The organism is Polynucleobacter sp. AP-Sanab-80-C2, from assembly GCF_035012965.1.
GTDB lineage: Bacteria > Pseudomonadota > Gammaproteobacteria > Burkholderiales > Burkholderiaceae > Polynucleobacter.
Map to the genome: position 1 here is coordinate 1 of NZ_JAYGQS010000003.1, position 25,823 is coordinate 25,823.

32 protein-coding genes are annotated in these 25,823 nt (G+C 44.9%); 17 read left to right on the forward strand and 15 right to left on the reverse strand.

The genetic code is table 11. The features are described from left to right. Positions 1 to 167: 167 nt before the first annotated feature. The 5 genes from VC178_RS05340 to VC178_RS05360 form a co-directional block, all read right to left on the reverse strand. Complete coding sequence (locus tag VC178_RS05340; protein WP_215318296.1) at positions 168 to 1,211, reverse strand: fumarylacetoacetate hydrolase family protein; 1,044 nt, start codon at positions 1,209 to 1,211, stop codon at positions 168 to 170. A 113-nt stretch (positions 1,212 to 1,324) separates the two neighbouring features. Further along, on the reverse strand, positions 1,325 to 3,238 hold the full coding sequence (feoB, locus tag VC178_RS05345) for a ferrous iron transporter B (RefSeq protein ID WP_323481827.1): 1,914 nt from the start codon (positions 3,236 to 3,238) through the stop codon (positions 1,325 to 1,327). Next, positions 3,231 to 3,476 carry a FeoA family protein gene (locus VC178_RS05350; protein WP_215295084.1) on the reverse strand — a complete coding sequence of 82 codons (246 nt, stop codon included), beginning with the start codon at positions 3,474 to 3,476 and terminating at the stop codon, positions 3,231 to 3,233. Before VC178_RS05350 ends, feoB begins: the two co-directional genes overlap by 8 nt. A 190-nt stretch (positions 3,477 to 3,666) precedes the next feature. Next, positions 3,667 to 4,434, reverse strand: coding sequence for a molybdate ABC transporter substrate-binding protein (gene modA / locus VC178_RS05355; protein ID WP_323481828.1), 768 nt, complete (start codon positions 4,432 to 4,434; stop codon positions 3,667 to 3,669). Positions 4,435 to 4,468: 34 nt separating this feature from the next. Then, positions 4,469 to 5,485 (reverse strand): substrate-binding domain-containing protein, encoded by a 1,017-nt coding sequence (locus VC178_RS05360; RefSeq protein ID WP_323481829.1) that lies wholly within the window; start codon positions 5,483 to 5,485, stop codon positions 4,469 to 4,471. A gap of 75 nt (positions 5,486 to 5,560) precedes the next feature. Here VC178_RS05360 and VC178_RS05365 point away from each other — a divergent pair, with 75 nt between their 5' ends. Further along, positions 5,561 to 6,385, forward strand: a complete 825-nt coding sequence (locus tag VC178_RS05365) for a substrate-binding domain-containing protein (protein WP_323481830.1) — start codon at positions 5,561 to 5,563, stop codon at positions 6,383 to 6,385. Positions 6,386 to 6,465: 80 nt separating this feature from the next. On the opposite strand, the gene VC178_RS05370 is transcribed toward VC178_RS05365, so the two are convergent. The 3 genes from VC178_RS05370 to VC178_RS05380 form a co-directional block, all read right to left on the reverse strand. Beyond that, positions 6,466 to 6,915: a thioesterase family protein gene (locus tag VC178_RS05370; RefSeq protein WP_323481831.1), complete on the reverse strand. Its 450-nt coding sequence runs from the start codon at positions 6,913 to 6,915 to the stop codon at positions 6,466 to 6,468. After that, positions 6,912 to 8,060, reverse strand: a complete 1,149-nt coding sequence (locus VC178_RS05375; RefSeq protein WP_323481832.1) for an iron-containing alcohol dehydrogenase — start codon at positions 8,058 to 8,060, stop codon at positions 6,912 to 6,914. Before VC178_RS05375 ends, VC178_RS05370 begins: the two co-directional genes overlap by 4 nt. A 150-nt stretch (positions 8,061 to 8,210) precedes the next feature. Further along, positions 8,211 to 8,792, reverse strand: coding sequence for a hypothetical protein (locus VC178_RS05380; RefSeq protein WP_255534192.1), 582 nt, complete (start codon positions 8,790 to 8,792; stop codon positions 8,211 to 8,213). A 145-nt stretch (positions 8,793 to 8,937) separates the two neighbouring features. Between VC178_RS05380 and VC178_RS05385 the strand changes: the two genes are divergently transcribed. From VC178_RS05385 to selD, 5 genes are all read left to right on the forward strand, one after another. After that, positions 8,938 to 9,378 (forward strand): GNAT family N-acetyltransferase, encoded by a 441-nt coding sequence (locus tag VC178_RS05385; RefSeq protein ID WP_323481833.1) that lies wholly within the window; start codon positions 8,938 to 8,940, stop codon positions 9,376 to 9,378. A 21-nt stretch (positions 9,379 to 9,399) separates the two neighbouring features. Continuing rightward, complete coding sequence (locus VC178_RS05390) at positions 9,400 to 9,822, forward strand: YbgC/FadM family acyl-CoA thioesterase (protein WP_323481834.1); 423 nt, start codon at positions 9,400 to 9,402, stop codon at positions 9,820 to 9,822. 10 nt (positions 9,823 to 9,832) lie between these two features. Next, the gene (locus tag VC178_RS05395) at positions 9,833 to 10,411 is read left to right on the forward strand and encodes a hypothetical protein (RefSeq protein ID WP_323481835.1); all 579 of its coding nucleotides are present in this window, start codon (positions 9,833 to 9,835) and stop codon (positions 10,409 to 10,411) included. 142 nt (positions 10,412 to 10,553) lie between these two features. Continuing rightward, positions 10,554 to 11,834 carry a DEAD/DEAH box helicase gene (locus VC178_RS05400; RefSeq protein WP_323481836.1) on the forward strand — a complete coding sequence of 427 codons (1,281 nt, stop codon included), beginning with the start codon at positions 10,554 to 10,556 and terminating at the stop codon, positions 11,832 to 11,834. 25 nt (positions 11,835 to 11,859) lie between these two features. Further along, a complete protein-coding gene (gene selD, locus VC178_RS05405; protein WP_323481837.1) occupies positions 11,860 to 12,927 on the forward strand; it encodes a selenide, water dikinase SelD in 1,068 nt (355 codons plus the stop codon). A gap of 7 nt (positions 12,928 to 12,934) precedes the next feature. Here the strand turns inward: selD and VC178_RS05410 are convergent, their stop codons facing one another. Next, positions 12,935 to 13,210, reverse strand: a complete 276-nt coding sequence (locus VC178_RS05410) for a cupin (RefSeq protein WP_323481838.1) — start codon at positions 13,208 to 13,210, stop codon at positions 12,935 to 12,937. A 65-nt stretch (positions 13,211 to 13,275) separates the two neighbouring features. Here VC178_RS05410 and VC178_RS05415 point away from each other — a divergent pair, with 65 nt between their 5' ends. Then, positions 13,276 to 13,569, forward strand: a complete 294-nt coding sequence (locus tag VC178_RS05415; protein ID WP_216125319.1) for a DUF1330 domain-containing protein — start codon at positions 13,276 to 13,278, stop codon at positions 13,567 to 13,569. 53 nt (positions 13,570 to 13,622) lie between these two features. Here the strand turns inward: VC178_RS05415 and VC178_RS05420 are convergent, their stop codons facing one another. Further along, positions 13,623 to 13,811, reverse strand: a complete 189-nt coding sequence (locus tag VC178_RS05420) for a hypothetical protein (RefSeq protein ID WP_087909716.1) — start codon at positions 13,809 to 13,811, stop codon at positions 13,623 to 13,625. Between the two features lie 159 nt (positions 13,812 to 13,970). Between VC178_RS05420 and VC178_RS05425 the strand changes: the two genes are divergently transcribed. Together VC178_RS05425 and VC178_RS05430 are read left to right on the forward strand one after the other, a co-directional pair. After that, positions 13,971 to 14,954, forward strand: a complete 984-nt coding sequence (locus VC178_RS05425) for a Bug family tripartite tricarboxylate transporter substrate binding protein (protein WP_216125318.1) — start codon at positions 13,971 to 13,973, stop codon at positions 14,952 to 14,954. A 19-nt stretch (positions 14,955 to 14,973) separates the two neighbouring features. Beyond that, complete coding sequence (locus tag VC178_RS05430; RefSeq protein ID WP_323481839.1) at positions 14,974 to 16,563, forward strand: rhodanese homology domain-containing protein; 1,590 nt, start codon at positions 14,974 to 14,976, stop codon at positions 16,561 to 16,563. A 7-nt stretch (positions 16,564 to 16,570) separates the two neighbouring features. On the opposite strand, the gene VC178_RS05435 is transcribed toward VC178_RS05430, so the two are convergent. Beyond that, positions 16,571 to 17,371, reverse strand: coding sequence for a fumarylacetoacetate hydrolase family protein (locus VC178_RS05435; protein WP_323481840.1), 801 nt, complete (start codon positions 17,369 to 17,371; stop codon positions 16,571 to 16,573). A gap of 85 nt (positions 17,372 to 17,456) precedes the next feature. Here VC178_RS05435 and VC178_RS05440 point away from each other — a divergent pair, with 85 nt between their 5' ends. Continuing rightward, a complete protein-coding gene (locus VC178_RS05440; RefSeq protein WP_323481841.1) occupies positions 17,457 to 17,768 on the forward strand; it encodes a hypothetical protein in 312 nt (103 codons plus the stop codon). A 12-nt stretch (positions 17,769 to 17,780) separates the two neighbouring features. Further along, positions 17,781 to 18,002, forward strand: coding sequence for a TIGR02450 family Trp-rich protein (locus VC178_RS05445; RefSeq protein WP_215295114.1), 222 nt, complete (start codon positions 17,781 to 17,783; stop codon positions 18,000 to 18,002). Between the two features lie 49 nt (positions 18,003 to 18,051). Here VC178_RS05445 and VC178_RS05450 read toward each other — a convergent pair whose 3' ends face one another. After that, positions 18,052 to 18,579 (reverse strand): hypothetical protein, encoded by a 528-nt coding sequence (locus VC178_RS05450; protein ID WP_215295116.1) that lies wholly within the window; start codon positions 18,577 to 18,579, stop codon positions 18,052 to 18,054. A 109-nt stretch (positions 18,580 to 18,688) separates the two neighbouring features. On the opposite strand from VC178_RS05450, the gene VC178_RS05455 reads away from it, so the two are divergent. Together VC178_RS05455 and VC178_RS05460 are read left to right on the forward strand one after the other, a co-directional pair. Further along, positions 18,689 to 19,075 carry a group II truncated hemoglobin gene (locus tag VC178_RS05455; protein WP_215295118.1) on the forward strand — a complete coding sequence of 129 codons (387 nt, stop codon included), beginning with the start codon at positions 18,689 to 18,691 and terminating at the stop codon, positions 19,073 to 19,075. Positions 19,076 to 19,179: 104 nt separating this feature from the next. Beyond that, the gene (locus VC178_RS05460; protein WP_323481842.1) at positions 19,180 to 19,947 is read left to right on the forward strand and encodes a TerC family protein; all 768 of its coding nucleotides are present in this window, start codon (positions 19,180 to 19,182) and stop codon (positions 19,945 to 19,947) included. A gap of 12 nt (positions 19,948 to 19,959) precedes the next feature. Here VC178_RS05460 and VC178_RS05465 read toward each other — a convergent pair whose 3' ends face one another. From VC178_RS05465 to VC178_RS05475, 3 genes are read right to left on the reverse strand one after another with little or no spacing between them, the layout of a single operon-like run. Next, positions 19,960 to 21,177: an NAD(P)/FAD-dependent oxidoreductase gene (locus VC178_RS05465; RefSeq protein ID WP_323481843.1), complete on the reverse strand. Its 1,218-nt coding sequence runs from the start codon at positions 21,175 to 21,177 to the stop codon at positions 19,960 to 19,962. 3 nt (positions 21,178 to 21,180) lie between these two features. After that, the gene (locus VC178_RS05470; RefSeq protein WP_215318315.1) at positions 21,181 to 21,693 is read right to left on the reverse strand and encodes a hypothetical protein; all 513 of its coding nucleotides are present in this window, start codon (positions 21,691 to 21,693) and stop codon (positions 21,181 to 21,183) included. 49 nt (positions 21,694 to 21,742) lie between these two features. Continuing rightward, positions 21,743 to 22,600 (reverse strand): TIGR00730 family Rossman fold protein, encoded by an 858-nt coding sequence (locus tag VC178_RS05475; RefSeq protein WP_323481844.1) that lies wholly within the window; start codon positions 22,598 to 22,600, stop codon positions 21,743 to 21,745. 179 nt (positions 22,601 to 22,779) lie between these two features. On the opposite strand from VC178_RS05475, the gene VC178_RS05480 reads away from it, so the two are divergent. The 4 genes from VC178_RS05480 to VC178_RS05495 all read left to right on the forward strand — a co-directional run bounded on the left by VC178_RS05480 (position 22,780) and on the right by VC178_RS05495 (position 25,817). Continuing rightward, a complete protein-coding gene (locus VC178_RS05480; protein WP_215318317.1) occupies positions 22,780 to 22,992 on the forward strand; it encodes a hypothetical protein in 213 nt (70 codons plus the stop codon). Between the two features lie 54 nt (positions 22,993 to 23,046). Then, positions 23,047 to 23,868 (forward strand): ABC transporter substrate-binding protein, encoded by an 822-nt coding sequence (locus VC178_RS05485; protein ID WP_323481845.1) that lies wholly within the window; start codon positions 23,047 to 23,049, stop codon positions 23,866 to 23,868. Between the two features lie 62 nt (positions 23,869 to 23,930). Beyond that, positions 23,931 to 24,833 carry an NAD(P)H-hydrate dehydratase gene (locus tag VC178_RS05490; RefSeq protein WP_323481846.1) on the forward strand — a complete coding sequence of 301 codons (903 nt, stop codon included), beginning with the start codon at positions 23,931 to 23,933 and terminating at the stop codon, positions 24,831 to 24,833. Between the two features lie 6 nt (positions 24,834 to 24,839). Next, positions 24,840 to 25,817 (forward strand): DMT family transporter, encoded by a 978-nt coding sequence (locus tag VC178_RS05495; protein WP_323481847.1) that lies wholly within the window; start codon positions 24,840 to 24,842, stop codon positions 25,815 to 25,817. Positions 25,818 to 25,823: the final 6 nt, after the last annotated feature.

The following is a 25,823-nucleotide window of genomic DNA, read 5'->3' on the forward strand; positions in this document are numbered from 1 at the left end:
CCGCTTAAGACCACCTGACTTTAGAAACTCTTTAACTACCTTTAGCTTGAACTGCTTGCTGTACTTGCTCATAAAACAAAACCCCCTTGGTTGGACATAGCGTCCAACTTTTGGGGGTCAGTTCACTAGGGTGGCTTTTCTAATGTACGGCTTAGTTTTAAGTTAGCTTATGCCAAGGTAAATTTGAGTTCACCAAGATTTCCTACTGAACTGACTACCTTATCGCCCTTCTTCAGCCAGACTTGTTTGTCTTTCGGCATCCCTGCTATTACGCCTTCCGGAGTTCCCGTAAAGATAATATCGCCAGGCTCTAGAGTCCAATAGGTACTGATATAGGAGATCATCTTTTGGGTGTTATGAATAAAGTCTGAGGTATTTGAGTTTTGACGTAACTCACCATTGACCCAAGTTTTGACCGTCAAGTTGTTAGGGTCACCCACTAAATCAGCCGTCACAAAATAAGGGCCGATTGGTGCGTACTGATCCAAGGTCTTACCTACCATCCACTGACCATTGGGTAGATCTAGTTGCAAGTCACGCGAGGAGAAGTCATTAGAGGTGCAATACCCACCAATATAATCGAGCGCCGCAGATTCGGGGATGTTACGCCCTTGCTTGCCCACCACAATCAACAGCTCAGTCTCATAGTCAAGCTTGTAAGACACTGATGGCGGAGGAATCTGCAATAAGCTGTTATGCGCAGTCAGAGTGTTATTGTATTTATTAAACAATGGTGGAACGCGTGGGTAACCACGACCAACCTCATCAGCATGGGCACGGAAATTTAAGCCAACACAGATAATCTTGCCTGGATTTTTAAATAGACGTCCAAAAGTAATGTCAGATTCTTTTAAGTAAGGAACACCAGATTTATCTGCGCTAGCCACTACTCTATTAAATCCTGCAGCATTACCTTCTTGCAACAACTGATCTAGCGTAGTTGGAGCGGCAATCTTCATCTTCTTGGCTACAGCGCGGACATCAATTACGCCCTTTGGAGTCACAACCCCTAAAGTCTCTGTACCGTCAGAATTCATAATGGAGAGGATCTTGCTGTTCTTCACCATTTCACGAGGACCCTTGTATGGCTCACCACCCCATACTGAAGTTTGATGTGCAGAAGCTTCTTGCATTACACCCATAGTGGAAGCTGCTACTAAACCAGCACCTGCTGCTGATGCGGTTTTCATAAATTGACGGCGTGAACTCATCCATTTCTCCTTTTGTTTTAATAAATTATTTCAATTGCTAATTAATCACTACAAAAGGAATATTACTGCAGCAAAATATGCGGTGGTGCAGCAAATAGAATGAAAACGGACGACTAAGCCAAGCCGAAGAAAGTCGCAATGCGGTAGGTAATGAATGAAGCAATGTAAGCTAGTCCGAACAAGTAGCTCAGCATAATGATTGGAATCTTCCAACCACCCGTTTCGCGCTTAACCGCAGCAATGGTTGAAAGGCACTGCGGCGCAAACACAAACCATGCCAGCAAAGAAAGAGCCGTCGCTAACGACCAACCACTAGAGATCAATGGAATCAATGCTTCTGCTGCATCAGCACTAGAGCTTGATAAGGCGTAAACCGTTGCAAGTGAACTCACGACTACCTCGCGCGCAGCCATGCCAGGCACTAAGGCAATGCTGATCTGCCAGTTAAAACCAATTGGTGAGAAGACATGCGCTAGGGCCTGTCCGATGACGCCAGCAAAACTATATTGAATCGGAGATGCAGTTGCGCCTTCTGGTGGCTGCGGAAAGCTCGATAAAACCCATAGGCCAATGGTCATGATCAAAATAATGCCACCCACACGACGCAAGAAAATTTCTGCGCGTTGCCATAGACTGATGGCTAAATTGCCTAAGCGTGGTAAGTGATAACTCGGTAACTCCATCATGAGGGCGTTCATTCTGAACTGCTCACTAGTAAATCGTTTCAGCACCCAGGCTACAGCCATGGCCCCCAAGATACCGGCCAAGTACAACAAGAACAGTACTAAGCCTTGCAAATCAATGCCGGCCCATAATTTCTGTTCCGGAATAAATGCAGAGATTAATAAAGCGTACACCGGCAGACGCGCTGAACAAGTCATCATCGGTGCGATCAAGATGGTGACTAAACGATCGCGCGCATTAGAGATACTACGCGTTGCCATGATGCCAGGAATAGCGCAGGCAAAGCTAGATAGAAGGGGAATGAATGAGCGCCCCGATAAACCAACGGAGCCCATCACACGATCCAAGAGATAAGCCGCTCTGGGTAAATAACCAGACTCTTCTAGCAACAAAATAAAGAAGAACAAAATCAAGATCTGCGGCAGAAAGATCACAACCCCACCTAATCCAGCCAAGATGCCATTAATCAACAAGCTACGTAACCAGGTGTCTGGCAGAACCTCACTCATTTGTGTGCCAAGATATTCAATCGAGGTCTTAATCAATTCCATCGGCATGGTTGCCCAAGTAAAGACGGCTTGGAAAATGCAAAAGAGTAAGGCAACCAAAATCATCGGACCAAATATTGGGTGTAGCAATACTGCATCCAAGCGATCACTCAGTTGATCGGGAATAATTTGGTCAAGACCCAAGTTCTGCAATATGCGCTGTACCTGCACGTTGTCAGATTCTGTATGGGCAATATGCGAAGCAACATTTTCTAAGGTGGCATCACTAGTACCGGTGCGCAAGGCATTGAGATTACGCCAATCTAATTCTGATAAGAACTGCTTGATACCATCTGCGCCATCTGACTGTATGCCAACACTCGTAATCACCGGTAGCCCCAGTTCCTGAGAGAGTGCAGCTGTATCAATCTGCAAGCCTTGGCGTTTAGCGATGTCGAGCATATTGAGTACTACAACGCATGGCAATCCCAAGCGCTTCGCAGCTAATACTAGGCGTAGATTGCGACGCAAGTTCATAGCACTCAAAATGCACAAAACTAAGTCGGGACGTTTCTCCCCTTCTGCTCTGCCCAAGAGGACATTACAAGTAACACGCTCATCCAAAGATCTTGGATAAAGACTATAAGCACCTGGCAAATCTAAGATACGAATATTTTTTCCAGACCCAAGTGCTAGTCGACCTTCTTTACGCTCAACAGTTACACCAGAATAATTGGCGACTTTCTGGCGACTGCCAGTGAGTAAATTAAATAATGCGGTCTTTCCGCAATTGGGATTACCCAATAAAGCGACGATTGGTTCGCTAGGGAAAAAATGGACGGTGGATTCAGACATGAGGAATTAACTCAACCTCAATCATCCGAGCTTCTGATTGACGCAAGGCAAATGTAGAAGTACCAACTCGAACTAGATAGGGCCCTTTTTTCAGCAGGCCTTTGCGCAGCAAAGTGACCTGCTCACCGGGAAGAAAACCAATATCTTCCAACTGCCCCTTAATTTGAGGGGCGCCTTTGGGGGCATTCACTTCACTCACCCGATAGAGGTTACCAAGGTCGACCTGATCTAAATTCATTCAATATGCTTTTTAGCTAGCTAAGAAGGGATTATAGCTTTAAATGAGAATGAATATCATTCATTCAAAAGCGCAATTATTCCTTTAATAATGAGGCATCCTAAGCCTTTGGGATTTGATCCAAAGCAAAAGTAATAGGCTTAATCCAGACTCATTTGAATTGATTGAGAAGAGACGCAAATACCTGGAATCAATTCAGTGCAGTAGGTGTTGTGAAGCCGTATTTACGCAGAATCGATTTAGCCTGCGGGCCTTGCATAAATTGATATAGATCTTGCGCCTCTTGTGGAGCATCTTTAATCAACACCATTCTTTGTTGAATGGGGGAATAGAGTTTGCTATCGACCAATATGAAGTTGGTCTCTTTTGCGACCCCTGATGACTTCACTAATGACAAAGCAGTAAAGCCAATATCTGCAGCACCACTCACTACGTATGTTGTAGCCACGCCAATGTTATCGGCATAGACCAGTTTATTTTTCGCCAGATCCCATAAGCCCTCTGTTTTGAGATATTCCATCGCTGCTTTTCCATAAGGCGCTAACTCAGGTTTTGCGATAGAAATCTTGTTTGCCTTCATGATGGCTCTACTGACCTCCGCCTTGCTGTTAACTAGCTGAATGCCAGCAGAGGTTTTGGCGATCAAGGCAAGCTTGCCAATGGCGTAGACAACTCCTTCATTGATCGTCTTGCCATTTTTATAAAGCTCAAGAGGAAAATACTCATCAGCGGCGATCAAGAGATTGAATGGCGCACCATTCATAATTTGAGCTGTGAAATTACCAGAGGAGCCATAGACTATTCTCAACTCTGATTTACCAGTAGCCTTGAACGCACCGGCAATCTCACTAAAGGCATCTTTCATATTGGCAGCAACAGCAACCGTTGCACCCTGAGCAAAAGCAAAGTTTGCAAACAGCAGGAGTGATGCGAATAGCGATAGTAGGCGCAAAGACATATTCAAAGAGATTGTAGCCTTCGATCAAACTCGCTCAAAGCCAGTCTTTTACCTGTCTATTAAGGCTAACTGCCTTATAGCCTGGTGTATTTCCAGAATAGCTGCGAATTTTACGAATCAACTTTGAAGATTCAGGCTGAGACACCATCTCCTTGTGCATGGCAATGAAGAAAATTTCATCTTGCAAAGGCACGAAGCCAAGACCATTTTCAAGTGCAATATTTTTTACTCCGATTCCAACGTCCGCCTTATCAGCCAGAATCGCATTAGCTACTGCAGAGTGCGTGAACTCTTCTTGTAGGTAACCATTAATCTCAAAGGGATCAATTCCCTCATTAATCAATAAGGTGTCGAGCATTAATCTAGTGCCTGAACCTATTTGACGGTTGATGAAGCGAATTTTTTGATTGAGCAAGTCCTCAATTGATCGAATGTGTCGTGGGTTCCCCTTTTTAACGATCAGACCCTGCGTTCGCTTCATCACTGGATATATTTGAATATCGCTTTTGGATAAACGCTGATGAATGGCCTTTGAGCTCTGCTCATTCGATACATGGTAGCCAGCAATATCAGCCTCATTATTGAGAAGCCTCTCCAGAGACTCTCCTGAACCAGCAATTTTCAGATTAAAGCCTTTTACTTCTCTGACAGCCTGCTGAATAATCGAATCGCTACTCGAAAAAAACTTCCAGCGAGCGCTTTCTGATTTTTGGATTTGGTTAATTTCTTTCAAGAGAGCTTCTTGATAAGAGCCCCCATACTTCAGATGCCCAGCCTGCATCTCATCAATAAATTTAAAGAGGAAAGAACCAAATTCAGTTAATTTTGATCCGTGACCTTTAGTTCGAACAATTAGAGGCATACCTAAAGTAGCCTCAACCTCATTCAATTTCCCCCATGCACCACGATAAGAGGTGCCAGACTTTTTACTAGCCACTACCAAAGAACTTCCGCTCTCGATCTCTTTTAGGATCTGAGATAACCAAACAAGATCAACAGAGCTTTTGCCCTGACTTTTCACAATCAGGGACGGGCGAACTTCAATTTGCATATGTAATTTTTTTCATATTCAATGCGTATTAATGTATGCGATGATAGCTACTTAATCAACCATTTGGTAAGTTTTATGAAAAAACTGATCTCTAATCTCTTTTTAAGTCTACTAATTGCTTTTTCTATTCATGCCCCACAAGCGCTCGCACAAGAAAAAAGTATTGTGGTTTCTTCCACTACTTCCACTGAACAATCTGGACTGTTTGGCTTCATCCTACCTATCTTCAAGATGAAGACTGGGATAGATGTCAAAGTGGTTGCCGTTGGTACTGGCCAAGCATTGGATATCGGGCGTCGTGGCGATGCAGATGTTGTCTTCGTTCATGACAAACCAGCAGAAGAGCTATTTGTCCAAGAAGGCTATTCCACTAAACGCAATGAGGTGATGTACAACGACTTCGTATTAATTGGACCCAAATCTGATCCTGCAAAAGTTGGCGGTGGCAAAGATATCCAAGCGGCATTCCAAAAAATTGCATCCGCCCAAGCACCCTTTGTTTCTCGTGGTGATAAGAGTGGCACACATGCTGCAGAGCTTCGCCACTGGAAAGGTGCTGGCATTCCCGTTTCACCAAGTCAGAGTTGGTACAAAGAAACTGGCTCAGGCATGGGCCCTGCCCTCAATACCGCCTCAGCAATGAATGGCTATATCTTGGCAGACCGTGCAACCTGGTTGAGCTTTAAGAATCGTGGTGACCTCACTATATTGGTTCAAGGCGACCCCAAGCTCTTTAATCAATATGGCGTGATGCTAGTCAATCCAGCCAAGTACCCGTCAGTGAAAAAGGCTGAGGGCCAAGCATTTATCGACTGGCTCATTTCCAAGAATGGTCAAGACGTGATTGCTAGCTATCAAATTGGTGGCGAACAACTCTTCTTTCCTAATGCTAAGAAATAGACTTATTGGGAAAAAATCTTAATGCCTCTATGCGCGCTTTGCCAACCATGTCTATCTGCATACTTCGGTTGAGAATGTATTCATTCAGCTACTTTTACAAGTTTCCGTAACACCTCGCGAACATCCTGTGGAATTGGTGTTGGTTTATTAGTCTTCCGATCAACATAAACATGGACAAAATATCCCATCGCTGAGGCAAGGTCATCCTCATTCTTAAAAATGGCGACTTCATATTTGACGCTACTATTTCCTAAATGTGCCACTTTCAATCCAACATGAATCATGTCGGGATAGGCAATTGGTGAAAAATATTGGCATTGGGTCTCAATCACCAAGCCGATAGCGCTGCTTTCAAGTACATCCAAAACATTTTGTTCAATGAGATAACGATTTACTGCTGTATCAAAAAAAGAGTAGTACACCACGTTATTAATGTGCCCATAAACATCGTTATCTATCCATCTAGAATGAACCTCTTCAAATGCTACAAAATCAGCGCGAACTGGTGGACTAGCTTTTTTATCGCTCATAAAGCCTCTCTATATAGCACTGCAGCGTCATTCAAAGTAATTTCACGAGGACTATTTTGTAATAAGCGTGTTTGCAGCATTGCATCTGCAGCCAACTGATCAATATCCTCTGCGGTGATACCAACCTCAATTAATTGTTTTGGCAACCCCAACTCACCAGCAAGACCGCCAAGATAGTTGGCCAGTTGAGTAGCCTGTTCAATGGATGAGCCTTGTAAGCCAGGCTTGATAATTTGACCCAACTCGGCATACATACTGTGCGCAGCTTCTAAATTAAAGCGCATCACAGGCCCCAGCATTAATGCATTTGATAGGCCATGCGGCACATGAAATCTTGCACCAATTGGATAAGCTAATGCGTGTACACCCGCTACAGGGGCATTCGTAAATGCCATTCCCGCGAGACAAGCACCTAACAACATGTTTTCACGTGCATCAATATCGCTACCGGTCCTAACCGCTTTATGAAGATTGTCAGCCAATAAACGCAAAGCCTCTTTGGCTAAACAATCAGAAACAGGATTTTTTAAGCGTTTGGTTGTAAAGGCTTCAATAGCATGAACCATGGCATCAATACCAGTTGCAGCGGTGACATGGGCTGGAAGTCCCAGCGTTAACTCGGCATCAAGCAATGCAAGGTCTGGGAGCAATTGAGGGGAAACGACGCCTTTCTTTTCACTCTCGCTAACAGTAACAATAGAAATGGTGGTTACCTCAGAACCAGTACCTGCTGTTGTAGGAACCAAGATCAGGGGTAAGCGCGGCCCTTTCGCCATGCCTACACCATAGACATCTGCTAACTTTTCTTTACCGGGGGCTAATAGGGCAACTAATTTGGCTACGTCCATTGAGCTTCCACCACCAAAACCAACGATGTAATCCGCTTTGGCATCTTGAGCTGCTTTTACAGCAGCATCAATCACTGATACGGGCGGATCAGCCTGCACATCAGAAAATATTTGCACTGGCAAACCAATTTCTTTGAACTGAGGTAAGGCTTTCTCAAGCAAGCCAGCGGATAGAACTCCTGGATCAGTAATGATTAGTACAGATTTTCCACCCCGCTCGGCAATTCTCTTGGCAAGATGATGAGTGCCGCCTCTTTCTACCAGGATGGAGCGGGTTGAGTGAAAGTCAAATTGCATATTTGCCTCTTACTAATTTTCTAAATTACTTCTTTTAATTTAAAACGCTTTATTTTTCAGAGTCTGTTCTCGACATCTCTTTCGCCAGATGAACATCTGTATGAAGAAAGATAAGGATGGGCCCCAGGTCTTGAACCTGGGGCCAAAGGATTACTTCTTAGGTGTTACGAAACCAATCGCTGTATCGTCAACAAACTCAACGATCACATCATCACCAGCTTTGAATTTCTCAAGACCTAACACTGCTGGGTCTACTTTCACTTTTTGCTTCTCGCCGCTAGGCATTGTGAAAGTGACGATACGGGTCTTTTGATCGATCGTTGAAATCTTCACAGTTGCATAGATAGTGTCTGTTGTTTCTTCGAATGGCTTAGCAGAACCTTTGCCAGCGATCGTTACAGAACGCACACCAGAAACACCTGGCTTAGCATCTTTAGCAGCAGCAGTTAATCCAACCGCAACCGCTTGTGCATGCTCAACCAAGAATACGTCACCTTTTTTGACTTTATCCAAGTCATTGATTGCTTTAGATACATTCATCTGTGCCAAGTTACCATTTGCATCTTTCAAAACAACAATACGTTTTTTAACATCTACAGAATCCACGGTTGCGCTAAGCACAATCACTTCAGCAGCTAAGGGCAACATTTTTGCAGGCGTTTGCGCAAAAACAGAAGTTGCACAAGTAATACCAACGGTAGCGAATAAACCAGCAAGTAAAGATTTCTTCAAGATAACTCCTAATTGAGGGGGTTCGATGGAACTAGATTCGGGCTTGATATGCCACTAGTGCATTGTAACCACGGCATGTTTAATTAAAGTTTCTTATTTGGTAAATTAAACCTCTATACACATTGCATTTCATACTGCCAAACCATTGAAAACTATAGAAATCTTCCTTTTGCCCTGGGAGCGTGCCTCAGAAGCCGCTTACTCCATCCGCAAGCAGGTGTTTATTGAAGAGCAAGGGGTTCCAGAAGCGCTTGAGCTTGATGAGTACGATCCCTCAGCAATGCATGTTCTGGCTCACCAAGACGGCCAATGTGTTGGCACCGCAAGACTAGTCGATTTGGATAATGGGCAAGCCCAGATTGGGCGTATGGCTGTCTTGGCAAACTTTCGAGGCCAAAACATCGGCAGGCAAATACTAGAAAAGCTATTGCTGACCGCTAAATCAAAAGACTTCTCTTCTCTGATCTTGCACTCTCAATTAACAGCAATGCCTTTCTATGAAAAACTGGGTTTTGTAGCTACCGGTCAAACCTACAATGAGGCGGGCATTCCCCATCGTAATATGATGCTTATATTATCTAAATAAATTAAAAACCAATCGCTAATAATGAGTTTGCCAAGCACTTTTATCTACACTCATCGGGTCTGCTATGCCGATACTGATGCTGCAGGATTTATCTATCATGCGCGCTACCTTGATATCTTCGAACGTAGTCGGGCTGAATGGTTAGCTCAAAAAAATCTCAGCCCGAGCAAGCTGATTACTGAATTCAAAATTTTGATGCCCGTTCGTGAGCTTCAAATGGAATTTCATAAACCAGGTCGCCTCGATGATATGTTGCATATCGATCAAGTCATTGAACGCCGAAGTAGAGCTCAGGTTAGCGTTCGACAAACCGCAAAACGAGCCACTTTAAAGACTTCTATGGAACTGGAATTAATTGCCAGCGCTTTAATTAATATCGTCTGCCTGGATGTTGATACCTTGAAACCCAAAGCTTTTCCTGATTTTCTATTTGCTGCTGAATAAAAGGTATCCCATGTCTGATGGAAAATTACTGACCTTCGTTAAAGAACTCAGCCTATTGCTTGAGCAAAAACCAAGTGAAGCAGTGATTTTCACTAAAGGCAAAAAGCTCTTAGAGAATCTCATTGCTGTCGACGATTGGCTACCAGTCGAATTTACTAAACCACATCCTCAGTATTACCAACAATATCTTCTCTATGCAGATCCATTGGATCGCTTTTCGGTTGTGAGTTTTGTCTGGGGCCCAGGTCAAAAAACACCCTTACATAACCATACCGTCTGGGGCATGGTCGGCCAATTACGCGGAGAAGAAAAAGGGACTCCTTACCATCGTCAAGCAGAGGGTGGCTTTAGAGCTGGCGAAGCTTGTATTTGTCCTCCGGGTTACGTGGATACCGTCTCACCGAATACGCATGACATCCATGTTGTTGAAAACAATCATCTCCATCAAACGTCCATCAGCATTCATGTGTATGGTGGCAATATCGGCAGAATTCAGCGCTCGGTATTTGACCCAGTGACTGGCGCAGAAAAATCGTTTGTCTCTGGTTATGCCAATACCGTTGTTCCTAACCTCTGGAATCCGGCTTAATTCAATAAAGTGAGTTCATTGAGGTCAATGACTTAAAATAGAAGCTCTTACTGCAAACGCGCTTGTGTGGCAGCTCACCCCATTGACCGGGATAGTCGATTTTTAAATACGTTGAATACGGGTCAATACTTTATTGGCCCCTATGTTATTTACAGATCTTGGTTTATCAGAACTCATTCTTCGCGCTATTGCAGAAGAAGGCTATACCAGCCCTACCCCTATTCAAGCGAAATCTATCCCCGCAGTTCTGAAGGGTGGAGATCTTTTAGCAGCAGCGCAAACTGGCACTGGCAAGACTGCTGGCTTCACACTGCCTATCTTGCAACGCCTCAGCAGCACTCCCAAAGCGAGTGGCAAAAGACTGTTACGGGTATTAATTTTGACCCCTACTCGCGAATTAGCCGCGCAAGTTCAAGAGTCTGTGCTGACTTACGGCAAGTACACGGGCCTAAAGTCAACTGTCATCTTTGGCGGTGTTGGCGCCAATCCCCAAATTAAAGCGATTGCTGGTGGCCTTGATATTTTGGTTGCGACACCAGGTCGCTTGTTGGATTTGATGTCGCAAAAATGTGTCTCACTCAACGATATTGAAATTCTAGTGTTGGATGAAGCTGATCGCATGCTCGACATGGGCTTCTTACGCGATATCAAAAAGATCTTGGCTGCCTTACCCAAGAAACGTCAGAACCTACTCTTCTCGGCAACCTTCTCAACCGAGATTAAACAATTAGCCGATGGCTTACTCAACTCACCAGAGTTGATTGAAGTCGCCCGTAGCAATAGTGCGAATGAAGCCATTGCGCAGTTAATCCATCCCGTTGATAGGACCAAGAAGCATCCGCTCTTAGCGCATCTTATTAAGAGCAATGACTGGAAACAGGTTCTGGTATTTACACGTACCAAGCATGGCGCCAATAAGCTCGTTACCCAATTAGAAAAAGACGGCATCACCAGCATGGCCATTCATGGGAATAAAAGTCAAACTGCGCGCACCAAAGCGCTAGCTGATTTTAAGGCGGGTAAATTAACAGCATTAGTAGCCAGTGATATTGCTGCGCGGGGCATTGATATTGATCAGTTACCTCATGTGGTGAACTATGACTTGCCAAATGTGTCCGAAGATTACGTCCATCGTATTGGTCGTACTGGTCGTGCTGGCTCTAACGGGGTTGCTGTTTCTTTAGTTTGCGTTGATGAGCACCAGATGCTGCGGGATATTGAAAAACTCATCAAACAAAAACTTCCTCAAGAAGTGATTGCGGGATTTGAGCCAGATCCAAACGCAGTAGCCCAACCCATACAACTGCGCAGCCAACAACACCAACAATCCAGAAAGCCCCGTGGTGGTGGCTCAGGAAGCGCTCCAGCTCGTCAGGCGCCAGCTAAGCGTAGCAGCCCACCGAAAAGAAGCTTCAATCGCTAACATTCTTACGGATTAAAATGTTTGCATGACACAAACAACCATTGCCGCGACACTCGAACCACGCTTAACCTCCCTCTCTCATGGTGGCGGCTGTGGCTGCAAGATTGCACCAGGGGTGCTCGCAGAGATATTGAAGAATGTTCCTCAGTTGCCTTTCCCCAAGGAATTGCTGATCGGCATTGAAACCTCGGATGATGCTGCGGTTTATCAAATTAATGAGTCGCAAGCCATTGTTGCAACGACTGACTTCTTCATGCCCATCGTGGATGATCCATTTGATTTTGGCAAGATTGCAGCAACCAATGCAATTAGCGATATTTATGCAATGGGTGGCACTCCATTATTTGCACTTGCTTTAGTTGGCATGCCGATCAAAGTCTTATCCAATAAAACTATTGCGCGCATTTTGGAAGGTGGCGCTGAAGCGTGTCGTAGCGCCGGTATTCCGATTGCTGGTGGTCACACGATTGATTCAGTGGAGCCAATTTATGGCTTGGTTGCAATTGGCATTGTTGATCCTCAGCGAGTGAAGAGTAATGCGAACGCTAAGCCGGATGATGTGCTGATTTTAGGAAAACCCCTTGGCGTCGGTATTTTGTCGGCAGCCTTGAAAAAGGATTTGCTTGGCCCAGACGGCTATCGAGAAATGATTTCGAACACAACCAAACTCAATGCTGCAGGTCCTGATTTAGCAAAGCTTGCTGGGGTACATGCCCTAACCGATGTTACAGGCTTTGGTTTAGCAGGTCATATGTTGGAGTTAGCACGGGGCTCTGGTTGCACCGCTCATATTGACTGGAGCCAAGTGCCACTCCTCTCAAACGTACAACATCTTGCCGATGAGGGAATTATCACAGGCGCATCTGATCGCAATTGGCAAAGCTATGGTGACGAAGTAGGTATTCCAGCAGATTTCACCTTAGCACAGCGTGCCTTGTTAACCGATCCGCAAACTAGCGGTGGCTTACTCGTCTCTTGCAGCCCAGATTGCGTTAAAGCAGTGTTAGATATCTTTAACCAACATCAATTCTTAGGCGCTAGAGTGATTGGCCAAATGGGCAAACGCCAAGACAAGCCCTTAGTTGTTTCTTAGTTGCTTCTTAGTTGACCGTTTGGCGAGACGCTAAATACTTTACGCCTTGTGGCCCATAGCGCTCTGCATGTTCTTGTTCAAAGGCTAGCTGAAAGACATCGCCTACTTCGTATTTTTTTGTCTCACCTGCGATATCAATCTCGATATACCCATCTAAGATCAATGCTTGTACCGAAAATGGATGGGTGTGATTGCCTAGTTGACCATTAGGAGGTTGTTGTACTTCCACTGGCGTCGGATAACCCGCCTTTTTGAGTTGCTGTAAAAATTGGGCTTGGTTCATGCTTTTACTATAGCGCGGATATACACTGCTGACATCAGTCATTTAAAGCGAGAAAACGAGGGTATATGGCAGTCAAAGTCATCGGATTAATGGAGCTCAGTGATCAAACTGCCTTTGAGCAATACCGCAGTCAGGTAGGTAAAACCGTGGAGCAGTACAAAGGCAGTATTGAGCACCGTGGCGAGATCACCGAAGTGTTTTGGAATGAATTATCCATTCAAGCCTTTAGCGCATTTGTAGAGTTGCATTTCCCCAGCAAGGAAGATGCGCATACTTGGGCTAATAGCCCTGAATACCAATCTCTTGTCGCTATTCGCAAGCAAGCAATGCGACTCACCCTCTTTGGTGTGGGGATCTAAAAGAAAAAGCCTAGTGGATTAGACTAGGCTTTTAGATCAATTGGGGGTAAGAATTACTTCTTAGCTTCCATTGCTTCTTTTGTAGCGGTAATTTCTTTACGACGCTCCTTACAAGCGCCAGCGATTTCTTGCAAGGCTTTACGAGCGCGAGCTGCAGATGCCTTAATACCTTTTTCAATAAATTTTTCGTTCTCAGCTTTGTATGTTTCGAAAGCAGCTAACAATGTATCGTGTTGTGACATCTTGTCTCCCATTCATCAAATAAATATTCATACCAACAACGAAGTCAGTATATCCCCATAAAAAGCACTAAAAATGGCGATTTTTATCAGGGATAACTCTTAGAAGCAGTCATTCAGCCAAAATGCTTTAATCAGACAAAATATCCTGGAGACATCAAAATGCTCAGAAAAATCCTAGTTTTAGCAACTGCCAGCCTGCTCTCCCTTGTCACCTTGATGGCAAGTGCTCAAAACACCACCTGGCCCGCCCCGAACAAGCCCATCACCTTTATTAACCCCTTCCCCCCAGGCGGCGCTGTAGATGCCTTTGGGCGCCCTTTGGCCAAACAGCTTTCTACCCAGCTCAATGATTCCATCGTGGTAGATAACCGCGGCGGGGCAGGCGGCACCCTGGGTGCTGGCGTTGCAGCAAAAATGGCTCCTGATGGATATACCTGGCTTCTTGGTGCAGTGCATCACTCGATTGCACCCAGCATGTACCCCAACCTGCCTTATGACATTACCAAAGACTTTGAGCCCATTGCCATCATCGGCAGCGTTCCCCATGTGGTCGTCGTCAACCCTAGTAAGTTTCCAAAAAATGATTTGAAATCCATCATTGAAGAAATTCGTAAGCATCCTGGCAAATACAACTATGCATCGACAGGCAACGGCACATCACAACACTTAGCTGGTGAGCTGTTTAAGATGCAAAACAAATTATTCATCACCCACATTCCCTATCGTGGCACTGGTCCAGCATTACAAGATTTAGTTGCCGGTCAAGTCGATATGATGTTTGACACCCTAGCTGGTGCAGCACCGTTTATTAAAAGCGGTCAACTTATTGCTGTCGCGGTTGCAAGTAATCAACGCAACCCTGCTTTTCCAAATGTACCTACCGCACAAGAATTGGGTATCAGCAATTTTGTAGTCTCGAGCTGGTATGCCATGTGGGCAATTAAAGGTACGCCCAAAGAGATTGTCGATAAGATGAGCACAGAAGTACAAAGCGCGCTTGCCTCACCTGAGATTAAAGAGCGCTGGGCTGGCATGGGCGCTACCGTACCAAAAATGAGCCGCCCTGAATTAGCCAATTACATCAACCAAGAGATTGTGCGCTGGAGCGAAGTGGTTAAAAAGTCCGGCGCTAAATTAGATTAATCAAAACAGTAGAGACAATATGAGCATTCCAGTAAAACATTATTCCTTCGTACGTAATAAACTTTTAAACAAAGAAGAAATTGCTTTTTTAGATGTCCGTGAAGAAGACCCACATGCACGCGAGCATCCTTTATTCGCTGCCAACTTACCACTCTCTCGTATTGAAATAGATGCTTACGGAAAACTGCCAAACACACATATTCCGATTGTGACGCTCGATGATGGCGAGGGCTATGCAGAGTTGGCTGCACAACGCTTACTGTCTTTAGGTTTTAGCGATGTATCTGTATTTGAGGGTGGTGTGCAAGCTTGGAAAGCTGCAGGTGGCGAAGTCTTTAAGGATGTAAACGTACCCAGTAAATCTTTTGGTGAGTTAGTGGAATCAAAGCGCCATACCCCATCCCTCTCTGCCCAAGAAGTAAAACAGCTCATCGACGATCAAGCAGATGTCGTCGTAGTAGACGTGCGTCGCTTTGATGAATACAACACCATGAGTATCCCTACTGGCATCAGCGTACCAGGCGCTGAGTTGGTTCTTCGTTTACCAGAGTTAGCACCCAATCCCAAAACCAAGATCATCGTCAACTGCGCCGGCAGAACTCGCAGCATCATCGGCACACAATCACTCATCAATGCGGGCATCCCCAATGAAGTCAATGCACTACGCAATGGTACGATTGGCTGGACTCTAGCGGGACAAGAACTGGACAAGGGTCAAACTCGCAAATTTAAAGATGTGAGCCAAGGCACTACCAGCGAAGCAGCGCAGCGGGCACGCAGGGTGGCTGATAGTGCTGGTGTGAAACGCGCCACTCTAGCTGATGTAGATCAGTGGAAATCTCAGAGTGAGCGGACAACTTATTTCTTTGATACTCGCACCCCAGAAGAATATGAATCCGGCCATCTTCCAGGATTTCGTTCGGTACCTGGTGGGCAACTTGTTCAAGAAACAGAAATGGTTGCTCCAGTGCGCGGCGCACGCATTGTCTTAGTAGACCCTAGCGGTGGCAGCGTTCGAGCCAATATGCCTGCCTCTTGGTTAGCACAAATGGCTTGGGAGGTTTATGTTCTCGATGATGTCAGCACTGCTGCCCTCACTGAGAAAGGTTCATGGCAGCCACCTTTACCAAACCTTCCTCAAGTGAAGATGGTTGATGCAATCACTTTAGCGAACTGGCTAAAAGCAGATAGCACTACGATTGCGGTAGATTTCAGTACACACGCTAATTATGTCAAGGGTCACATCCCTGGTAGCTGGTATGCCCTGCGCTCTCAATTGGCGGATGCGATGCAAAAGATTCCCAAAGCCAATCGTTATGTTCTTACCAGCGCACCTGCAGAATTAAGTCTATTTGTTGCACAAGAATTTCAGGTGCCAACTAACGCAGAAGTATTCGTTTTAGAAGGTGGCAATGCCGCATGGATTAGCGCTGGCTTAGAGCTAGAGAAAGGCCCCAGCCATCTAGCTTCCCCACCACTAGATCGCTACAAACGTCCGTATGAAGGAACGAGCGTAGATCCTGCAGCAATGCAGGCCTACCTCGATTGGGAGTTTGGTTTAGTGGAACAACTGGGCAAAGATGGAACCCATCACTTCTGGGTTCTTTAGCAATGAATCAAACTACCTTGATCACCAAATCGGGTAGTCGATCAATCGTGCAGCGGATCACATCCCCTTTGACTACTGGACCTACATTTTCTGGGGTTCCTGAATAAATAATATCCCCAGGAAAGATCTCATTCGCTTCAGATAACTTGGCGATCTGCTCTGCTACTGACCAAATCATTTGATTGAGGTCTGCACTTTGCTTGGTTACGCCGTTCACCGATAGGGTAATTTTTCCACTCTGAAAATGCCCCACTTGCGCCACAGGAAAGATCGGGCCAATAGGAGCGGAGTAATCAAAAGATTTACCAATTTCCCAAGGCTTTTTTTGATCTCCCATAAAACGCTGCAGATCTCTTCGAGTCATATCCAGACCCAAGGCATATCCATATACATGCTCTAGCGCTTTTTCTACTGGAATATTCTTGCCACCCTTGCTGATTGCAGCGACTAACTCAACTTCATAGTGATAGTTTTTAGTCAAGCTTGGGTAGGGATGTTCGACGATTTTATTGGGAGCCACAAATTGAATGGCATCAGTTGGTTTTTGAAAAAAGAATGGCGGCTCTCGAGTGGGGTCAGAACCCATTTCTCTAGCATGAGCGGCATAATTTCGACCAATGCAATAAATACGTCTAACTGGAAACTCTTCTGCACTGCCAGCGATGGGAATATAAGTTTGCCCAACGATAAATGGAGTTTTGATAGAAGCCGCCTGGGTCTGACCTGAGACTGCCGCCGTTGTGAAGGCAGCAGCACCAAGGCTCATTTTGAGGGCACTCCGACGACTCATATTTTTATTGATACTCATGTTGTCTCCACTATCAAATAGATTACACAATCTTAATACTAATTTAAAGAGTGAATGAAGTCATAAAACAGGGTAAGCTACCTCCATGAACTCTGCTAAAAAAGTACTCCATGCCCAGCTGCTCATTGTGATGTTGGCTTTACTTAGTGGGTGCGACAGAGAAACCTATACGACTTGGACTTGTCATTCCGCCAGCGAAACCAAAATCCCCATGGTGCTTCGTAAAGCACAAATGGAGTTTAAAGGGGGCAAGCTTGATTACTGTGGCAGTCTAGGTAATCTCAGCTATTTTGCTCAACAATGTCCCGCTCAAATTGAGCAATCGGGAACATTATTTACACCCTCCACTGGCCTACTTATTATGAATGGGCAAGAGTATCAATGCTCAGCACTCTAGGCAGCACTTCAGATGAATAAACTGAGTCCCAAGAAACTGCTACTCACTAAGTGGACTGCAGTAAAGCCGATTGCCAAACAAAAGCATTTTCTAGTGAGCAAGGTCATTCTTCCCGAGCCGCCCAACGAAAAAATAGAGTTCGTCGAGATTGAGGCAGTCTATAGCAAGAAGACGACACAGATTGCTTGGCGTGACCTCACTAATAGTGAGCTATGGGTACAAGGCTGGAAATAAAAAAACCGCCTCAACAATTGAGGCGGCTCTTTGGCTAATACACGGAGAATTAGTCAGACTTTTTCTTCGATGATGGTGTCTTCTTAACCAATTCATCAATATTTTTTTCTGCAGCATCCGCAACTTCATTCACAATACGGCGCCCTTCTTTAAACATATTCTGACCAGTAGTAGACATTTCGTGAACCACTTTAGATAACTTGTCGGCATGTGCTGGCATTTTATTTTCAGCATCTTCAAGCCAAGTTACCAGTGATGCGCGTACTTTTTCAAGATGCTTCTCTGTTTCATCAGCAGCGCCCTCACTCAAGTCTTTCAAGACAGCTTTCACTTTCTTTTGATAAGCGTTCGCCCGTTTAGCTGCTTCTTTTGTTGCCTCATCTTGCAAATCCTTCAACTTCGCCAAATCATTTTTAGCGGCAGATTTTGCACTATCTAAAGCATTCTTCATGCCCCACTCAATCTCAGCTAAGTGATGTTCACTCAATTTTTTTGCAGCCTCTAGCAAAGTATGTGAATAATCAAATAATTCTTTGGCTTTTTCACGTTGCCATTTTTGCAGTTCTTGTGCATCCATTTTTTCACTCCTATCAATATGGGGTTTATCAAATCTCTCATATCCACTCTATACCGAAATTGGCAGACTGCCAATTCCTTCTAATTTATGGCATTAAAATGACAATACCATGGAAAAACACAGTATTTATGAGGCCATTGGGGGCATCGATAAGGTAGATGAATTGGTCGATCGTTTCTATGATCTCATGGCACTAGAACCCCAGTTTGCCGAGCTTCAGGCTATCCATCCACCAGATTCAACCAGCTCTCGAGAAAAGCTTAAGTTCTTCCTCACAGGCTGGATGGGCGGACCTGACATTTATTCACCCAAATATGGGCACCCTATGCTGCGTGCTCGTCATCTGCATTTTAAGATTGGCATCCTAGAGCGCAACCAATGGCTAGCATGTATGTATCGTGCGCTTGAAGAGTGTGGCATTGACGGCAATATTGCTAAACAACTAGAAGAATCCCTCTTCAATACTGCCGATTGGATGAGAAATCAGCCCAACTAAATTTTGTAGTTTTATCCTGATGATTATTAGGGGTTTAGTTTAATCAAGCACTTTTTTTTGACTTCGATACACTTTAGCTTGAATTCAATTTAGAGAAATAAGCAATGATCGAAAGTGCCCTGCAATTATTAAGTGATCCCAATGCTTGGATCGCTTTTTTAACGCTCTCTGCTCTGGAAATTGTTCTGGGAATAGACAACATTATTTTTATTAGCGTCATTGCCAATAGACTGCCAATAGAAATTCGGGAAAAAGTACGGCGCTTTGGCCTGTTCTTTGCTTTAGCCACCCGCATCTTACTATTACTCAGCCTGACTTGGGTAATGAGTCTTACCACTCCACTCTTCACATTGTTAGATCATTCTATTAGCGGTCGTGATCTCATCCTATTGCTGGGTGGATTCTTTTTAATCTGGAAAGCATCTAAAGAAATCTACGTTGAAGTAGAAGTGGGCGAACACGATGCACAAATTGAAAATGTCGATAACGATACGGTCAAAAAGTCGATTCCCGCTCTATTTCTTAGCTCTGTATTACAAATCGGCTTACTCGATATTATCTTCTCGCTCGACAGCGTGATTACGGCAGTAGGTATGGTCGATGAAATCAGCGTCATGATTGCGGCCGTGATTGCTTCGATTCTCATTATGCTGATTGCTGCCAAGCCGATTGGCGACTTTGTGCAACGTCACCCTTCTATCAAGGTCTTAGCCCTCTCCTTCTTGACGGTGGTTGGCGTGGTACTGATTGCAGAAGGTATGGGTATGCATATTCCTAAGGGCTATGTATATGTTGCGATGGGATTCTCACTCACCGTAGAGTTACTGAATATTCGCTCGCGTGAGAAGAAAAAACTCAAGAAAAGTCATTAGTACTGGGGCTACCTAAAGAGCTTGAGCACAAGCATGGCCACTTGCCCAGGCCCACTGGAAATTGTGACCCCCTAAGTGCCCGGTGACATCAACACATTCACCAATGAAATATAAACCTGGATGTTGGCGCGACATCATCGTTTGCCCATCTAAGTCTTTTGTATCTACACCGCCTAACATGACCTCAGCCTTTTTCCAACCCAAAGTTCCGGCCGGCTTCACAGCCCAATTGGTGATGAGCTCTTTGAGGGCCTGACGATCTTTCTTGGATACCTCGGCCCACTTACGCCCCAGCAGATTTCTTTGTTCTGCAAAAGCTTTAGCAAGCCTTTGGGGTAAAACTGAAGCCAATATGGTTTCTGTCAGCTTAAGTCGATTGTCTTCATTGTTAAATAAGGTATCGCAGCTAAAGCCACCTGGTCGCTCAATGGCACCTAACCAATCAATATGGATAGGCTCACCCTCAAGCCAATAACTACTGGCTTGTAGTACCGCAGGTCCAGATAAACCTTTGTGGGTCAGCAATACATCTTCATTAAAGCGACATGCACCATAACGATAGCCTTTAGAGCCAGATGCGATCCGGACTGGAACACTCAGACCAGCAAGCTCATTCAGATTACCAAAGGTATCTGCAGTAAATGAGAGTGGCACTAATGCCGGCCTAGGATCAACCACCTCAAGACCAAACTGTTTTGCAATATCAAGGGAGTAAGCAGTTGCGCCAATTGCGGGAACAGGCAAGCCGCCCGTAGCCATGACTACAGAATGGGTTTTCTCTACGCCCTCGCTGGTATGAATGAGCCAATGCTCACCCTCTTTTGTAACAGCCGCTACTGCTACGGGATTACGGATTACGACTTTTCCTGTGGCACATTCAGTGAATAACATCTCGATAATCTGCTTGGCAGAGTCATCACAAAATAATTGCCCTTGATGTTTCTCATGGTAGTGAATGCCATGAGTAGTTACGAGTTTGATAAATTCTTTTGAGGAATATTTTGCTAAGGCACTCTTCACAAAATGAGGATTGAGCGAGAGAAAATTAGCAGGGCTGCTATGGACATTAGTAAAGTTGCAACGCCCTCCACCGCTAATACGGATCTTTTCACCTAAAACTGTTGCATGATCTAAAACGAGCACTTTTTTGCCAAGCTGACCAGCTACACCAGCACAAAACAGACCAGCTGCACCGCCACCGATAACGATGGCATCCCAAGCCTTCGTCATGATTTATTCAAAGCGATCAATGATCTCAGAAGAGATATTGAGTTTTTTCATGTGTAGCTTGGTATAGGCCTGACGAAAATTCTTGGTCATTGAAATCATGACAGAGGCAGTCCATGCAAAAGAAAACATCCCCGAGAAGGCAATGATGACTGCCAGCATTTTCCAGCCATCTGGCAGAATATCTTCCATGAAACCCATCGCGGTATAGGTGCTGCCACTAAACAAAATGCTTTGCCCTAAAGTAGGCACTAATTTCAATACAAACAGTGCGATACCCCAAATGAAAATTTCTGTAATGTGGGTGAGGAATAAACAAAATACACTGATGTAAAAGCAGGCAGCAACCGTGGAATATTTTTTCTCAGCTAAATACAGAAAAGTTTTGACTTCATAGCGCTTAGCAATCTGCAGTAACAAAACACCATGAAATACCATCACCACCAATAACATGAATCCACCTAAGAGGTAGCCAGGTAGGTCTAAATTGCTAGCAATGCTAGTTTGTGCAGGGTTCATAAATGGATTCGATTGTCTTTAGGCTATTTTACTTTGGCCGACAATGCCTTTAGGCCAATTGATACCAGTCTTGAATGATCTTCCAAGCTTCTTGGGCAGTCTCGACAAAATGGATCGCTTTCATATCCTCTTGATCAATCACCCCAAACTGCACCATTCCCTTAAAGTTCACCATCTCATTCCAAAAAGCTTTGCCGACTAATATGACTGGGATGCTAACTACCTTTTTAGTCTGCATCAAAGTTAACACCTCAAATAGCTCATCAAAAGACCCAAAGCCACCAGGATAAGCAACGATGGCCCTAGCTCGCAACATGAAATGCATCTTACGTAAAGCAAAGTAATGAAAGCGGAAACTTAAGCCTGGACTAATATAAGGATTCGGGTGCTGCTCTCTTGGCAAACTAATATTAAAACCAATCGTTTGATCACCCGCTTCAAATGCACCACGATTAGCCGCCTCCATAATTCCCGGGCCACCGCCAGTACAAATATGTAGCTTGTTAGAACTCTGTTGTTGAGTCGCGTTGTAATGCGCTACTAAAGCCCCGAAGTCTCTAGCAGACTCGTAATACTGACTATGAAGTAATGCTTTCTTGGCAGCCTCCAACTCTGTAGGCGTCTTGGCATCCTTGATGAATACTTCTGCATGCTCTCGACTGACAAAACGGGTAGAACCAAATACTGTAATCGTATGGTCTATGCCATGCTCTTTTAGTAGTATCTCAGGCTTGAGTAATTCCAATTCAAAGCGAATACCGATCGTTTCCCTGCGAGACAAAAATGCTTCATCGTCAAAAGCAAACTTATAAGAATCAACGGAATCTTCTTCAGACGTCTGACTCTTGTGAAGATTTAAAAACTCAGTAATGGTTTGAGCATTATTAATGGGAAGCTTTGGACTCATATTGCTACCTTAAAACATCTATGTGAAATCATCTTATCCTTTGTGCTGCCCCACTCAATATTCTCAGTATTAATACCTAGTTTAACCAGGAGAATCAGCCACTAGGGCTTGCGAGGATTTACTGAGGCTCTAAGTAGAGTTAATATTGTCAGAATTTAAACCAAACCGAGGGAAAATCCATGAGCAACCGTTCAATCATCATTATGGTACTTGTATTAGTTGGTGCCACAGCCTACTTACTCCTCAAGGGCGATGGCAATATTGATATGGGCGGTGAAAAGCATGGTGCTGAAGCAGTTCATATTGAAGATGCTAAAAAAGATGCTCCTGCAGCAGCTCCGGCTGCACCAGCGGCACCAGCAGCGGCCCCTGCAGCTGACGCGAAGAAGTAATTCTTCAATAGCAAATGAAACCGCGGTTCGCCGCGGTTTTTTTATACTTACTGAATGAACAAAGTTCTTTTCTTCCTCGCAATACTGTGGATTTCACAATCTAGCCATAGCCAACCCTCTGGCCAGTCCTATCGCCCCATGAAAACTATTGATCCCTCCATGATTTCCTCGTTTGCGCCTACAGGCACTCTACGTGTTGGCATTAACTTAGGTAACCCCATTTTGGCCAATGAAAATCCTGTGAGCCACCAAGCCCAGGGAGTGACGGTTGATATCGCCCAAGAAATCGGGAAGCGTATTGGTCTACCAGTCAAACTCATTCCATTCAAAACAGCAGGCAATACAGTGGATGCCGTGAAGACTGGGGAGATTGATTTAGTGTTCGTAGCAATTGATCCCGTCAGAGGCGCTGATATTAGCTATACGCCAGCCTATATCCAGATTGAAGGTGCTTATATGGTCAAAGCTAGCTCACCCATCAAGACAAATGAACAAGTTGACGTAGCTGGTAATGAAATCGTAGTTGGCAAAGGGAGCGCCTATGACCTCTACCTCACACGAGAAATCAAACATGCCACTCTTCTCCGAGCTACAAGCTCACAAGCAGTCGTGGATGACTTTATGTCAGGCAAAGGTAATGTGGCAGCAGGCGTAAAACAGCAGCTAGAGAGTGATGCCAAGCGCTATGAGGGATTGCGGATGTTGCCAGGTCGCTTTATGGCAATCAATCAAGCCATTGGTATTCCGAAGGCAAGACCTCAATACGAACTGACCACTGCATATTTAAGCGATGTGATTACTCAGCTCAAACAATCCGGCTTTGTGGCACAAGCATTGCAACGTCATCAGATTGAAGGCGCTAAGGTAGCGGACTAAGCTTACCCAATAAAGTAGCTCAATCAGCTAAATTCCAATGCATTCAGAGCGATACTATTGGTATGACCTTAGCACCTAGCAAGCTCGATATCCTCCAAGCGCTGAGCCCACTCGGCCCACTCATGTGTCTCAAGCGTGAGCCTGCTGAGCACAAGGGTCATGCTGGTAAAGCCGTCTTGATCGGCGGTGCACCTGGAATGGCAGGCGCCCTCCTCCTTGCCGGAAATGCTTGCCTTCATCTTGGTGCTGGCTGGACCATATTAGAAATGCTTGATCCTGCGTCTGCACGCGCTGATAGCAATCAACCTGAACTCATGATTCGCCTGGCCAACAATGAACCTAGCGAGGTATTAAATCAAAACCAACCTGATGTCATTGCGATCGGACCTGGGCTTGGTAATTCTGCATTAGCGATTAAATGGCTCAAGGCTTGCCTGGCTTATCCCAAGGTTCCGTTGATTATTGATGCAGATGCACTCAATTTGATTGCAGACTCAACTGAGTTACTTAGTGCACTTCAACTACGCAATCAACAATTTCCAGGTCAAAGTATTCTGACTCCCCACCCAGGTGAAGTGGGCAAGTTATTGAAATCTTCATCCGCAGAAATTCAAGCAGATCGCTTCAGCTCGCTTCATCAATTAGTTCAGTTAACTCAGTCTATGGTTGTTCTCAAAGGTCAACACACCTTAATTGCCGGACCCCAACACTCTGCAGTTCAATGTGAAGCCGGCAATCCCGGTATGGGCACCGGTGGCATGGGTGATGTATTGACCGGTAGCATTACAGCAATCGCTGCTCAAGGGGTGCATCACCATCTGAATCTTTGGGACTCTAGCTGCATCGCTGTTCAGCTCCATGCTTGCGCTGCCGATAGCCTAGTACAAAAAGGGGTTGGCCCAATAGGGTTAACTCCTTCTGAAGTAATTGCAGAGATGAGAAGCCTCCTGAATAAACTGTTATAAAACCGTATGCAATCCACTAGCGCTGAACATCACCACCGACGTTACCTCTATGGCATTTTGATGGCCGGAGTGGGCTCCATGCTCTTTTCCGGTAAAGCTGTATTGGTAAAGCTGGCTTTTGGTTATGGGGCCAATGCAGAAACTTTATTAGCATTACGTATGCTGATGGCACTTCCAATGTTTTGGAGCGTCTACTGGTGGGAGTCTCGCAGAAAACCAATGAGCCCGATTACTTGGCAAGACCGTGGCAAATTATTTTTCCTCGGTTTCTTAGGATATTTTTTATCTAGCTATATTGATTTTTTGGGACTGCAATATATCTCCGTTGGATTAGAGCGCATTGTTCTCTACCTGACACCAACGATTGTTTTACTCATTTCTTACTTTGCCTTAAACAAGTACATTTCAAGAATGCAGTGGTATGCCCTAGTTGTGGGATACCTTGGGGTATTTGTCGTCTTTATTCAAGATGCGAGCTCGACAGGCATTCATGCATGGCTCGGAATGATATTGGTCTTTGGCAGCGCATGCAGTTATGCCATCTATATGATTGGCTCTGGCGAAATGGTCAAGCGCATTGGTAGTGTGCGCCTAGTAGTCTACGCAAGCACGGCGTCTGCAGTATTTAGCGTGATTCAATCCTCACTGTATAACCCTAGCGCTGTGTTTGAACAGGCTGCACAGATTTACTGGCTCAGCCTTCTCAATGCAGGATTATGTACAGTAATTCCCATGTTCCTCGTGATGATTGCGATCAATCGCATAGGCTCACCACTCGTTGCACAGGCCGGCATCCTCGGTCCTGTCTCCACTATTTTCTTGGGTTACTTTATTTTGTCTGAGCCAATTACTTTGATGCAGATTGGCGGAATGGTGCTGGTGATTGCTGCTATGTGGTTATTAGTACGTAACGATGCCCCAAGAAAAAAGTCATCTGACTCTAAAACATCCGATGACTTTAATGAAGTGGAGCCCCTCAACTAAGAGCTT